This is a genomic window from Companilactobacillus huachuanensis (genome assembly GCF_005404815.1).
GTDB lineage: Bacteria > Bacillota > Bacilli > Lactobacillales > Lactobacillaceae > Companilactobacillus > Companilactobacillus huachuanensis.
On the sequence record NZ_BJDF01000038.1, the window covers coordinates 1 to 12,575 of the forward strand.

Here is a 12,575-nt window from a genome sequence, read left to right on the forward strand (position 1 = left end):
TAGTCATCTACCTCATTAAGTGGATTATATCAAAAAAGCACCCATAACTGGATGCTTAAAAAACATTATAAATATCTTATGGACTTTTTCAGCAGCCTCGCGCGAGACCTTGGCTCGCACCGGTCACACCGCAGGAAGACTATCTCTCACCCGCTGGCGGAAATAAAAAAAACAAAAAAATAAGTATTAAGACTTTACTTTTAAGATTTACAGTTGTAAACTATGAACCGTAAAGAAGATTACAAATGTAAACCAAAAGGAGGAAATGACATGAAAGAAGTTGAAACGATGAGCCGGGCCGAATGGCAAGTGATGCGAATTATTTGGACTTTAGGACAGGCCACCAGTAAACAGGTCATTGAAATCCTAGAACAAAAGACCGATTGGAAGGCCGCCACAATTAAGACGTTAATAATCCGGCTCCAAAAAAAGCATTTTCTAAAAGCTGTCGAAGAAAAACGTCCTTATATTTATCAACCAACAATTGAAGAGGACGTGGCAATAAAAGAGAATGTGACCGATCTATTTGATAATCTTTGTTGCATGCGAAAAGGTAATGCTATTAATGAAATAATTGAATCTTCAGCGATTTCTCAAGCTGATATTTCGAAAATGATTGCTACATTGAATCAAAAAGCTAAAACAGCTCCAGAAGAAGTCGAATGTGACTGTTTAGAAGCTGATTTGAAGTAAGGGTGATGATATTATGAAAAATATGGATATGAAACACGAAAATATGGATGCAAAGCAAGAAGATATGAAAATGGATATGTCCAGTGGTCACGATATGATGATGCATGGTGGTCACATGATGGATATGGGTGATTTAAGACAAAAATTTTGGGTATCGTTAATCTTAGGTATTCCTGTATTTATTCTTTCACCAATTATGGGTCTACATTTACCATTTCAATTTGAATTTCCTGGTTCTGATTGGATCGTTTTAATTTTATCAACAATCCTTTACTTCTACGGTGGGAAGCCATTCTTAACAGGTGCTCGTGGTGAATTAGCTGAAAGAAAACCTGCTATGATGACTTTGATCACAATGGGTATCAGTGTTGCTTATATTTACAGTCTTTACGCTTTCGTTATGAATGATTTGATTCACTCTTCAACACGTATCATGGATTTCTTCTGGGAGTTAGCATCATTAATTGTTATTATGTTGCTGGGTCACTGGATTGAAATGAAATCAACTATGAGTGCTGGTAATGCTTTACAAAAGATTGCTTCACTTGTTCCTAATCAAGTTCACATGGTTCACGGTTCAGAAACAATGGACCACGACATCTCAATGGTTAAAAAAGACGATGTTATTGAAGTACGTGCCGGTGAATCAGTTCCCCTTGATGGTCACGTCATTGCTGGTTCTGGTTACATCAATGAATCATTGATCACAGGTGAATCAAAGGCCGTTAAGAAGGAACTTGGCAGTAGAGTTGTCGGTGGTTCAATCAACGGCGATAGTACTATCAAAGTTCAAGTTGATAAATCTGCTGGTGAAGGTTACTTGTCACAAATTAGCAAATTAGTTTCTGACGCACAAAGCAAACGTTCTAAGACACAAATGTTAGCTGATCGAGTTTCTGGATGGTTGTTCTATGCTGCCCTAATAGCTGGATTATTGTCATTTATTTATTGGCTGATTTTCGGCGATATGAATACTGCCTTGAACCGTTTAGTAACTGTTCTAGTTATCGCTTGTCCACATGCTTTAGGATTGGCTATCCCACTAGTTATGTCACGTAGTACTTCAATCGCTGCCACAAATGGTTTGATCATTCGTGATAACCAAGCAATTGAAAATAGTCGTAAAATTGATTACGTTGCCATGGATAAAACTGGTACTTTGACTGAAGGTAAATTTACAGTTAACGGACTTCAAAGTACTGATTCATCAATTGATGACAATGGTTTATTAGCTATTATTGCTGGTATTGAAGGTAGCTCAAGTCACCCAATTGCCAACAGTATTGTTCAATATGCTAAAGATCAAAAAGTAACAGCAGTTGCGATGGATAATGTCAAAGCTATCAAAGGTTATGGTATGAGTGCCACTTTGAAAGACCAAGATTACTATCTAATCAATATGAAATATCTCAATGAAAACAAGATTGATGTTGATAAGAAATTAGTTCAAACATACTTAGATAAAGGTAATACAATTAGTTTCTTAGTTAATAAAGGTAAGGTTCTTGGATTCGTTGCCTTAGGCGATACAATCAAGAAGAATACCGTTGAATTTATTAAAGAATTAAAGGCTAGAAATATTACACCAATTATGTTGACTGGTGATAATAAAGAAGCCGCTGCTATTATGGCTAAACAAATGGGTATCGACGAGTTCCGTGGTGAATTATTACCTGAAGATAAACACAATGTTATTGAAGAACTTGAACGTAATGGTCACCACGTTATGATGGTCGGCGATGGTATCAATGACGCACCTAGTTTAGCCTCAGCTACAATTGGGGTTGCCATTGGTGCTGGTACCGATGTTGCCATTGATTCAGCCCAAGTTGTTCTTTATAACTCAGATCCAAGTGATATTATCAAATTCTTGAAGTTGTCACACCATACTTATAAGAAGACAATTGAAAACCTCTGGTGGGGAGCTGGTTATAATATTTTAGCTATCCCTCTAGCAGCCGGAGTTTTGGCAGGAGTTGGATTCGTTCTCAGCCCTGCAGTCGGTGCAATCATTATGTCATTGTCAACAGTCGTTGTTGCTGTGAACGCTATGACATTGAAGATGTAACCGGTACGTACAATTAAAAAAGCTATAGGTACCAAAAGATAATCAAATAATTTGACTATTTTACCGATTTGAATGTGAATAGAAATAAGACCGTTATTAAGATAAGCGGTCTTATTTTTTGTTGTAATGAATATTTTTATATTAAATGCCAAAAATGCGTATTTTTGTTAAAAAATGATTAATCAAATTATAGAATAATTTTTATATAAAGTTGCATTGTGAATGGGTTAACTATTGAAAAAAGTTGTTCGACATAATACACTGTATTTGAAAATAAGGTAGGTGACGAGAAATGGCAGTTATATCTTTTTATTTAGATGAACAGGACGAAAAGATGATCAAGAACTACGCGAAATCTAAAAATATCAGTGTTTCGGCCTTTCTTCGTTCAACAGCAGTTGAGAAAATAGAAGACGAATTGGACGATCAACTTTATGAGAGAGCTTTGTGTAATTCTGATGATCACTGTCCTGATATTTCATTAGACCAAGTTCGAAAAGCGCTTGAATCATACTGTTAAGGGGGCCGCTTCCGGTTGACGGCAATGATAGTTTACGCTATGGGGACCGCTGCGAGCCGAAGAGCGGTCTCACACCTCGACTTGAAGCCTTACCACAGTTCGGTAAGTCTCCAAGTTCGCCCCGTGGTGTAAGGGATAAATCCCTAACGCCACCTTCATTGCGTAACTATCATTGCCGTCAACCTCCAGCTAGATTATTGGTTATATTTTGTGCGTTGAAAACTCCGATTTATGGTCGGAGCTTTCTTTTTTTTATGAGGAAGGCCGCCGGAGGTGTCGAGTGATGTATTTTGTGTTGATTTAGATTATAAACTGAAGGATGAAGGTTTAGTTAAGTATGCCGTTTCCAGAGCTGAGAGTATTCAATTGCTGCGCGGAACGGCTCAAGCCAAAATGCGGACTAGTTCCTCGGTTGAAGCCTCGCAAACTCCGCGAGTCTTCACACCCCCGGTGGTGTAAGGACTAAAGTCCTAACGCCACTTTCGCTGCAAAATGAATACTCTCAGCTCTTCCAACTAGTTGTTTTTTTTAATGAAAGAAATAATAAAAAAAAAAACTCCTGATTATTTAAATAAATTAACTCTAGGCCAGTAACAACAATGGTTATATTAGTTTTTCATCTTTTAGATCATAATATATCAATAAATGATTACCGTTATGACCATCAAAATGTAACTCTAATACATGAATCGTAACTGAAGTTCTTAATGAAATTCTTTGTTTAATTTGCTTGATTAATGCTCTTTTGATGTTGTTTCGAATGAAGACGAATAAGGAATAATACTCTAATTACTAGTATCAAACCATTGAAGAAAAAATCAAACTAGCCGGAGGTTGTCGGGAAAAATGCAGTCTGCAATGGAGGTGGCGTTATGGCTTTAGCCATTACACCACGGGGCGAGTTTGGATACTTGCCGAACTATGGCAAGGATTCAAATCGAGGTGTGAGACCTTGGCTCACACCGGTCCCCATAGCAGAACTGCATTTTTTCCCGACAACCGGAGGCGGCATATTTAAAAAAGTTCACACAATTGTTGACAAAAGTTTTCCAGAGTATTATTCTTTATCCATCAAGTGAGTAATTAAACACTCACCTATAAAAGAATAAGCAGGTTAGAAGGTAGTAATTATGGGAAATGCAATTATTTCTATGAAGAACGTCGTTAAAAAGTTCGGTAAAGAAACCGTTTTGAACCATATTGATTTTGATATACCACAAGGTAAGATAATCGGTTTAATCGGACCATCAGGTGCCGGTAAATCAACCATTATCAAAATCATTTTAGGAATGGAAAAGACCCAACAAGGAACAGCCACAGTCTTTGGTAAAATCATGCCAAACCGTCAATTGTTAAATCGAATCGGTTATATGGCACAGACCGATGCCTTATATGAATCGTTAACTGCTAAAGAAAACCTACAGTTTTACGCTGATATGAAAGGTGTTTCAGGCCAAAAGGCCAATCGTCAAATTCTCCATGTGGCTGAGGTTGTTGAATTAACTAATGACCTGAATAAGCGAGTTAGTGGTTATTCCGGTGGGATGAAGCGTCGATTGTCTCTAGCAATTGCAATGCTTGGTGATAGTGAAATTTTCATTTTGGATGAGCCAACTGTTGGGATTGATCCGGCATTACGTCGTCAGATCTGGAGTGAACTTCACAAGATGCGTGATGAGGGAAAGACACTTTTGGTTACAACCCATGTTATGGATGAGGCTGAATTGGTTGATGATGTTGCCTTGATTCTGGGTGGTAAGTTGATTGCCTACGATACGCCAGCTAATTTAAAAGCTGAATATAATGAAGATACAGTCGAGAATGTTTTCTTAAAGGTGGAGGATGAAAATGAAAAGAACGTGGTCTATCGCTAAACGTGTATTAAAAGAACTATTTCGTGACAAGAGAACTTTAGCATTAATGTTTTTGGCACCAATTTTAATTTTAATTTTAATGAAAGTCGTCTTTACATCTAATTCAACAACTGATGTTAATATTGCGACTGTCAATGTTCAAAGCAGTTTGGTCAAGCAGATCAAGAAAGTTGACCATATTAAGGTTTACAAGTATTCAACTCAAGAAAAGGCTAACAAAGCTTTGAAGGATCAAAAGGTTGATGGCATTGTTCACTACAAGAATGGTAATTTCTATGTTAAGAACGCTAACACTGATGCCAGCAAGACCGCCGCTACCAAAGCAGCTTTGAGTGCTTCAATGGTTGCGACGAATATCAAAGAATTAAAGTCAACGTTAACAGCCATGGCGGCCGCCAATCCGCAAGCCGCGGCAATGATGCAGTCCAAGTCTCAGAAAACGCCCAAAATTCATAATACCTACGTTTATGGTGATAAAGATACGTCGTTCTTCGATAAGATTTTACCTATCTTAATGGGATTCTTCGTATTCTTCTTCGTCTTCCTGATTTCCGGGATGGCCTTGTTGAAAGAAAGGACGACTGGGACTTTGGATCGTTTGTTAGCAACACCAGTTAGACGTTCAGAAATCGTCTTTGGGTACATGATCAGCTATGGCCTACTAGCAATCGTTCAAACATTAATTATCGTCTTATTCACAATTTATGTACTGAAAGTCGAAGTACTCGGGAGTCTATGGAATGTGGTTATTGTCAATGTCGTCTTAGCGATGGTTGCTTTAGCATTCGGTATCTTGATGTCGACCTTCGCTAAATCAGAGTTCCAGATGATGCAATTCATTCCAATTATCGTTATTCCTCAAGTATTCTTCTCCGGAATTATTCCATTGGATACCATGGCTCACTGGGTTCAAAATATCGCTTATATTTTACCTTTGAAATATTCAGGGCAGGCGACAACCGATATTGTCATGAGTGGTTCTAATCTCGGTCAAATCATGGGACCAATCGGAGCACTATTGATTTTCTTAGTAGTATTGACTATTCTGAACGTCTTAGGACTTAAACGTTATCGTAAAGTATAGAAGGGACTTGATTAAGTGGCAGAGCAACAGATAGCAAGTGATTTTAAAACTTGGGTAGGCAACTCAGATATGCCAGCAGGTAAGAAAAAGGTTGTCCTAGCAGCATTAAAACTTTTTTCGGAAAAAGGATTCGACGGTACTTCGACCCAAGAGATTGCAAAAGCATCAGGTATGAGTCAAGCAACGATTTTTAAATATTTTAAAACTAAGGAAGATTTACTAACGTTTATTATCACGCCCTTGATGGACCGGATTCTTCCTGTCTATGTTGAAGATTTCAGAGATTCGCTGGAACAACGAAAAAATAATTTAGAGCTGCTTATTCATTATGTGGTGCGCAGTCGATATGAGTTTTTAGCGGATAATCGTGAAGTGGCCTCAATCGTATTTTCAGAAATTCTGACTAAGGATAGAGTGAGATCAAAATTTATTGGATTGATGACTGATCGTGGAGAAAAAATTCTAAAAGTTTTCAATAATTTGGTTAATAAGAATGATGAAGTTAGATCAGATATAAAGCCAGAGGCATTAATTCGTTTAGTAGTTTCGCAGATTTTGTTTTACTTTTTACAGAACTATAAGATTTTTGAACCAAGAGATCCTAAACAAGTTGATCAAGATTTGAATGAGATTGAAAAATTAATTATTTCAGCAATAAAGAAATAAAATCTAAAGGTTGAAAGTATGCCGTTTCCAGAGCTGAGAGTATTCATTTGCTGCGCGGAACGGCCCGAGCCTGGGAAGCGGTCTCGGACCTCGGTTGAAGCCTCGCAAAACCCGCGAGTCTTCAACGTGCCCGGTGGTGTAATTGCTGAAGCAATAACGCCACTTTCGCTGCAAATGAATACTCTCAGCTCTTCCAACTAGTTTGTTTTTTCAAGGCAGGAACAAATAAAATGAACACTTCTGCTAATTTAAATAAATTTGTTTATGTCTGTAACAACAGTGGTTATATTAGTTTTTTACCTTTCAACCTTTAGTTCTTTAATAATAAGAATGTCCAATTGTGATCTTTTACTTTTACTTTTATTTTTAAAGCATTTGTGTCGATCATTAAATATCAAAATCAAAAAAAGAGTTGTATCCCACCTAATTATTGGTCCTTTAGGTGGAATACAACTCTTTTTCCTATTATTAAGAATCTGAATTCATCAAAAATTATTCCGTTTAATAACATTAGTCGGAAGGGCTGAGAATATTCACCAGCTGTGGGTGTGGCGTTACGGCTTTAGACGTTACACCACCGGGCGAGTTTGGAGACTTACCGGTCTTTGGTAAGGCTTCAAACCGAGATTCGAGACCGCTTCCCAGGCTCGAATCGGTCCGCATAGCAGGTGAATATTCTCAGCCCTGGAGACGGCCACAGTCAAATTGATTTATTTGTAGTAAGGCAGATCTAAAAAGGTGATGATTGTTTCAGTACCAACACCCGGGTGTGAAGTAACGGTGATGGTGTGACCAAGTTTATCAACCATTTTTTTCGTTAAATACAGTCCCATACCGGTAGATTTACTGCCCGATTTACGACCATTATTACCAGTGAAGCCTTTGTTAAAAATACGGCTAATATCTTGGTTAGCAATTCCGATACCGTTGTCTTTGATATGAAGTTCGATATTATTGTCAGTTGTAGTGGTGAAGAGGGAAATTTTGCCACCCTGGTCGGTATATTTTAAACTGTTGGCTAAAATTTGATTGATGATAAAACTCAACCATTTTTCGTCGGTTAGAATTTTTTTATCAGTTAAATCAAAACTAACGCCGATTCGTTTGCTGATGAAGAGTCGCTTATTGGTCCGAATACAGGCCTTAACGATATCATTTAAATCTTGTTCTTGAATCAAATAATCATTTGAAAAATTATTCAAACGGGCGAAGTAGAGGGCTTGATCAACCAAGTAATCGATCTGATCCAGTTCCTCAGCAATCAAAGCTGGATCTAAATCATCATCTTGAGATAACTTCAAGGCCGCCAATGGAACTTTGATGTCATGAACCCATGATTCAGTATATTCACGTTGATCCTTTTGGTTCTGATAGAGTTCAGTCAATTCGTTGCGATATTCCATCGAGATGTTGTTGATCTTTGTTTGAATAAACTTCTGTTCGTTGTTGCGAGCTCCGAATAATTCCTTAGAAAGATCTTCTTGATAGTCCTCTAACTGTTTAAACCAAGCTTTTTTATGATTGTAAGAAATAGCAAGGTTAGCCACTAAAAAAATCATTGCTAAAATCCAAGTGTAGACCAACGTCCCAATGTGAAAATGAACCCGTGGGTCTAAGAAAAGGACGAGTTCAACGAAGGTCATTCCGATTAACACAATTAGGATAGAATAAAGGTGATCACGTAAGTATTTAAAAAATGTCATATTTTGCCTCGTTAAGGAATAATATAGCCTTGTCCAACTTTTGTAACAATGTAATTTTTTAAACCAAACTTTTCAATTTTGCCCCGAAGGCGATTGATATTAACGGTCAAAGTATTGTCATCAACGAAACGTTCATCATCCCACATGAAATTCAATAATTGTTCACGGGTAACGATTTTACCTTGGTCCTTCAATAAGCGTTGCAATAATTTGTATTCGTTTTTAGATAAGTCGATTTTGTTGTCATCGATCTCAACTGAACCACTGGATAGATTTAACTTCAATCCGTTGTGTTCGATAACGTCGTTGGTATTCTTAGTGAAATCGTAAGTCCGTCGTAAGAGGGCATTAATTTTAGCAATTAAGATGTCCACTGAGAAGGGCTTTTCCACAAAATCGTCAGCACCCATATTCATTGACATGATTTGATCCATGTTAGAATTACGAGATGAGATAATAATAATTGGCGTTTTTGAAACTTTACGAATTTCTTGATTCCAATAATAACCGTCATAAACAGGTAGATTGATATCGAGCAATACTAAATCAGGTTTATAATCGTTAAATTGATCAATGATGTTATTAAAGTCTTTGGTAACGTAAGAGCTCATTTGCCATTTTTCGAGATTTTCACTGATTAGTTGGGAGATAGATGGATCATCTTCAATAATCATAATTTTAGCCATATTAAAATTTCCTCCGTGCTAGAATGAAGACACTATATAGTATGATAACAATAAATTGGATAAAGATGAAAGATTATTGTGTTTATTGCCATCGGGGGTCAGGGACTATTGCCCGAGGCCGACATACTCTAAAAAGAATATGGGAGAATTAACCGTGCAAATTGTTGTAAAAAATATTTCAAAGGATTTTGGGAAAAAACGTACTGCGGTTCATGCAATTAAGGATATCAGTGTTGAAGTTGATCAAGGTGAATTTCTAGGTATTATGGGTCCGTCTGGCGCTGGTAAAACAACGCTATTGAATATGATTTCAACAAATGAGCGACCAGATCATGGACAGATCATTATTGATGGTTTGGATCTAACACAGTTGCATGATCGTGATCAAGCTAAATATCGACGTAATAAAATGGGCTTTATTTATCAAAGTTTCGAATTGTTGGATTCTTTGAACGTTAAAGAAAATGTCATTTTACCATTGGCATTAAATCGGTCTAACAAAAAATTGATTGAGGAACGTTTCATCTATATGATGCAATTGCTCAATATTGAAAACTTGTCAGCCCGAGCCATTGATGAATTATCTTTGGGTCAGCGCCAAATTGTAGCGGCAGCTCGAGCCTTGATCAATCGTCCTGAAATTTTGTTTGCGGATGAACCAACAGGATCACTTGACTCCAAGTCAGCAACAATTTTGTTGAATTATATGCAAATGATCAATCAAAAAGAAAAAACTACGATCTTGATGGCAACGCATGACGCGTTTACGGCTAGTTATTGCAGTCGGGTGGTCTTTATTAAAGATGGCGTTATTTTTTCAGAAATTGTCAATCCGGGCAATCGCGATAAGTTTTTTGAACAGATTATCAACATGCAAAGAACAATTGGTGGAGGGGATTACTTCAATGTATCGCAAAATAATTAAACGAAGTCTGTCCAATATGCGTGACAGTTATTTAATTTATATTTTAGCCTGCAGTTTTGCTATCGGTATCTTTGGTATTCTGCTGTCGATGGGGGACAATCCATCTGTTCATTCTGCCTTGAGTTGGTGGGATGATTTTATTTATGATATTACGACGATCATGAGTAGTATCTTTGCCTTCTTTGCCTTTATTTATATGATTTATGTGGGTGGATTTTTTGTTAAACAGCAGCGTAATGAGTTTCTGACTTTTGAAAAGTTAGGTATGCCACGATGGGCTATTATTACCATTAGCTTCTTACAAACAGCAATCGTTCAGGCCGTTGCTTGGGTCATTGGTTTAAGTGTCATGCTGGTTTTCCAAAAATTCATGGGGATGCTGCTATTTTATTTGATGCAGATTCGCTTTAATTTCGTTATGCACATTGGGCTAAAGAGTTTTGGGCTATTAGTTGATGTTTTTCTCATCTCAACGTTAGTTTTAAGCTTGATCAATGCGATTAAAACCATGCGAATTTTACAAAAGCGACAACGGCGGACGATTATTAAGACTCGATGGTGGTTAAGAATTCCAGCGGGAATATTTGGGGTCATTTTATTATTGACGGCCCAGATCGTGACGTTGTATCTCTTTAAAGATATGCGAATAATCAGCTATTCTTCAAAACCATTGACAGAAATCGTGTACATTATGGGTGCCGATATCTTTGGAACCTATCTAGTTTACTTTGGATTTCTGCCAACAATTTTGAATATCATGGAACGAATTCACTCGGTTTCTTATTCAGGCATCAATCTTTTCTCATTCAAATATATGAAAGAACGACTTTTTCAAAATATTTCAATTCTCTGGTTTGTGACAGAGTTGTCAGCTTTAGCTTTGGCATTGTTAACCTTTTGTTATTTCGGATATCAAGCAGTTCACCAAAATTACAATAGTGCTTATCCGTTTGAGCTGGCTGCTAATAAAGATACCGTTAAAGTCATTCGTAAAGAGCTTAAAAAGAATCACGCCCAGATAAAAGGTAGCTATAAAACGGCAGTTAAAATCAATTTAGTGTCGTATTACAGTAAGTCAAGTCAATCATATATCCGCCAACCAATGACCTTTATGTCGTATTCAGACTATGAATCATTACCAAAACGAATGCATAAAAATAATGCAAAAATTAATTCGCATGAATTTTTAAAAATCGATTATAATTCATCATTGATGTACAACAGCGATATTGATGAACACAATATTGAGGTCAAAGGGGCGCCAATGATTCGGACTGCTGAGCAAGGCAATTCCTTTCCGTATGGTAGCTCAATGCATTTCGGACCAATGATGATCGTACCAGATAATTATTATGAAAAGATGCCCAGTGAAGTGAAAGATACTTTTTATGGCTGGGATTTCAAAAAGGGCGATCGACTGAAGCATTCACAGATGAAAAAGCTAGAAAATTATCGTGATGCCTATTACATGAAAGTTGAGTTTGAGTCATCACTCTCGAAATCGACCATTGAAGTAATGAAAAAAGAACCCAACAAGTATGAGGCAGCAACCTATACTCAAGCAGGATTCTTACGACAAGGTAATCTGAAAAAACATTTTAAACAAGGTGGAGGCTTCTATCTCTTCATTGTGGCACTCTTCAGTGTCGCATTATTAGTGGCCTTAGGCAGTGTTTTAACACTCAGGATTCTGTTGCGAGATGATTATCAATCAAGTCAGTTGCGCACGTTACAAAAGATTGGTGTCGAGGAAAGTGAAATCAAGGGAATCATTCGCTGTGAAAATACATTGACATTCTTAATTCCAATTGTATTTGCCCTGATTCAATCCTTTGCGGCCATTGCCATGTTTGATTTTGGACGCCATATTTCGAAGAATATTATTTTGATATATGCGGGATATATCGTACTGTATGGATTATTTGGTATTATCAGTTTTAAAGTCTCGTGGCGGGGAATCAAACAGAAATTTAAACTGTGATGTGTTTATTAAAGTATGCCGTTTCCAGAGCTGAGAGTATTCATTTGCTGCGCGGAACGGCTCGAGCCAGGGTGCGGTCTCGGGCGCGTTGAAGCCTCGCAAAACCCGCGAGTCTTCAACACGCCCGGTGGTGTAATTGCTGAAGCAATAACGCCACTTTCGCTGCAAATGAATACTCTCAGCTCTTCCAACTAGTGGAGCGTAGCTCTCATGTTTATATTTAATCAACCTTCAAGTTTTGGATAAAGTGAATGTAATTTTATACGTGCATCTGCAGTTGTGAATTGCCAATCTATTGATAAATTTTTATCATTACGTTCACTACACCATGCTGCTACTTCTTGTTTTAATTGTTCCATTTCTGGAATTCGCCTG

General features: G+C 37.4%; 11 protein-coding genes and 1 pseudogene. 9 read left to right on the top strand and 3 right to left on the bottom strand.

The window, feature by feature from the left end; genetic code table 11:
* The first annotated feature begins 270 nt into the window (after positions 1–270).
* From FFM71_RS12905 to FFM71_RS12935, 7 genes are all read left to right on the top strand, one after another.
* A complete protein-coding gene (locus tag FFM71_RS12905; protein WP_137612570.1) occupies positions 271–693 on the top strand; it encodes a CopY/TcrY family copper transport repressor in 423 nt (140 codons plus the stop codon).
* A gap of 13 nt (positions 694–706) precedes the next feature.
* Positions 707–2,761: a heavy metal translocating P-type ATPase gene (locus FFM71_RS12910; protein WP_137612571.1), complete on the top strand. Its 2,055-nt coding sequence runs from the start codon at positions 707–709 to the stop codon at positions 2,759–2,761.
* 292 nt (positions 2,762–3,053) lie between these two features.
* Positions 3,054–3,281, top strand: coding sequence for a type II toxin-antitoxin system RelB family antitoxin (relB, locus tag FFM71_RS12915; protein WP_137612572.1), 228 nt, complete (start codon positions 3,054–3,056; stop codon positions 3,279–3,281).
* Positions 3,282–4,153: 872 nt separating this feature from the next.
* A complete protein-coding gene (locus FFM71_RS12920) occupies positions 4,154–4,360 on the top strand; it encodes a hypothetical protein (protein ID WP_137612573.1) in 207 nt (68 codons plus the stop codon).
* 51 nt (positions 4,361–4,411) lie between these two features.
* On the top strand, positions 4,412–5,155 hold the full coding sequence (locus tag FFM71_RS12925) for an ABC transporter ATP-binding protein (RefSeq protein WP_137612574.1): 744 nt from the start codon (positions 4,412–4,414) through the stop codon (positions 5,153–5,155).
* The gene (locus FFM71_RS12930) at positions 5,130–6,239 is read left to right on the top strand and encodes an ABC transporter permease (RefSeq protein WP_137612575.1); all 1,110 of its coding nucleotides are present in this window, start codon (positions 5,130–5,132) and stop codon (positions 6,237–6,239) included. Before FFM71_RS12925 ends, FFM71_RS12930 begins: the two co-directional genes overlap by 26 nt.
* Before the next feature lie 15 nt (positions 6,240–6,254).
* Positions 6,255–6,905, top strand: a complete 651-nt coding sequence (locus FFM71_RS12935; RefSeq protein ID WP_137612576.1) for a TetR/AcrR family transcriptional regulator — start codon at positions 6,255–6,257, stop codon at positions 6,903–6,905.
* 710 nt (positions 6,906–7,615) lie between these two features.
* Here FFM71_RS12935 and FFM71_RS12940 read toward each other — a convergent pair.
* Both FFM71_RS12940 and FFM71_RS12945 read right to left on the bottom strand, forming a co-directional pair.
* Positions 7,616–8,608, bottom strand: coding sequence for a sensor histidine kinase (locus FFM71_RS12940; protein ID WP_137612577.1), 993 nt, complete (start codon positions 8,606–8,608; stop codon positions 7,616–7,618).
* An 11-nt stretch (positions 8,609–8,619) separates the two neighbouring features.
* Complete coding sequence (locus tag FFM71_RS12945) at positions 8,620–9,294, bottom strand: response regulator transcription factor (RefSeq protein WP_137612578.1); 675 nt, start codon at positions 9,292–9,294, stop codon at positions 8,620–8,622.
* 139 nt (positions 9,295–9,433) lie between these two features.
* Here FFM71_RS12945 and FFM71_RS12950 point away from each other — a divergent pair, with 139 nt between their 5' ends.
* Together FFM71_RS12950 and FFM71_RS12955 are read left to right on the top strand one after the other, a co-directional pair.
* Positions 9,434–10,219 carry an ABC transporter ATP-binding protein gene (locus FFM71_RS12950; protein ID WP_137612579.1) on the top strand — a complete coding sequence of 262 codons (786 nt, stop codon included), beginning with the start codon at positions 9,434–9,436 and terminating at the stop codon, positions 10,217–10,219.
* Complete coding sequence (locus tag FFM71_RS12955) at positions 10,200–12,200, top strand: FtsX-like permease family protein (RefSeq protein WP_137612580.1); 2,001 nt, start codon at positions 10,200–10,202, stop codon at positions 12,198–12,200. Before FFM71_RS12950 ends, FFM71_RS12955 begins: the two co-directional genes overlap by 20 nt.
* Positions 12,201–12,424: 224 nt before the next feature.
* Here the strand turns inward: FFM71_RS12955 and FFM71_RS13720 are convergent.
* Positions 12,425–12,575 (bottom strand): annotated as a pseudogene (locus FFM71_RS13720) (IS630 family transposase); the annotation flags it as partial.

Coding starts and splice junctions, on each gene's coding strand:
- FFM71_RS12930 (WP_137612575.1), top strand. CDS start 5,130: ATGAAAAGAACGTGGTCTATCGCTAAACGTGTATTAAAAGAACTATTT.
- FFM71_RS12925 (WP_137612574.1), top strand. CDS start 4,412: ATGGGAAATGCAATTATTTCTATGAAGAACGTCGTTAAAAAGTTCGGT.
- FFM71_RS12940 (WP_137612577.1), bottom strand. CDS start 8,608: ATGACATTTTTTAAATACTTACGTGATCACCTTTATTCTATCCTAATT.
- FFM71_RS12955 (WP_137612580.1), top strand. CDS start 10,200: ATGTATCGCAAAATAATTAAACGAAGTCTGTCCAATATGCGTGACAGT.
- FFM71_RS12905 (WP_137612570.1), top strand. CDS start 271: ATGAAAGAAGTTGAAACGATGAGCCGGGCCGAATGGCAAGTGATGCGA.
- FFM71_RS12920 (WP_137612573.1), top strand. CDS start 4,154: ATGGCTTTAGCCATTACACCACGGGGCGAGTTTGGATACTTGCCGAAC.
- FFM71_RS12945 (WP_137612578.1), bottom strand. CDS start 9,294: ATGGCTAAAATTATGATTATTGAAGATGATCCATCTATCTCCCAACTA.
- FFM71_RS12910 (WP_137612571.1), top strand. CDS start 707: ATGAAAAATATGGATATGAAACACGAAAATATGGATGCAAAGCAAGAA.
- relB (WP_137612572.1), top strand. CDS start 3,054: ATGGCAGTTATATCTTTTTATTTAGATGAACAGGACGAAAAGATGATC.
- FFM71_RS12950 (WP_137612579.1), top strand. CDS start 9,434: ATGGGAGAATTAACCGTGCAAATTGTTGTAAAAAATATTTCAAAGGAT.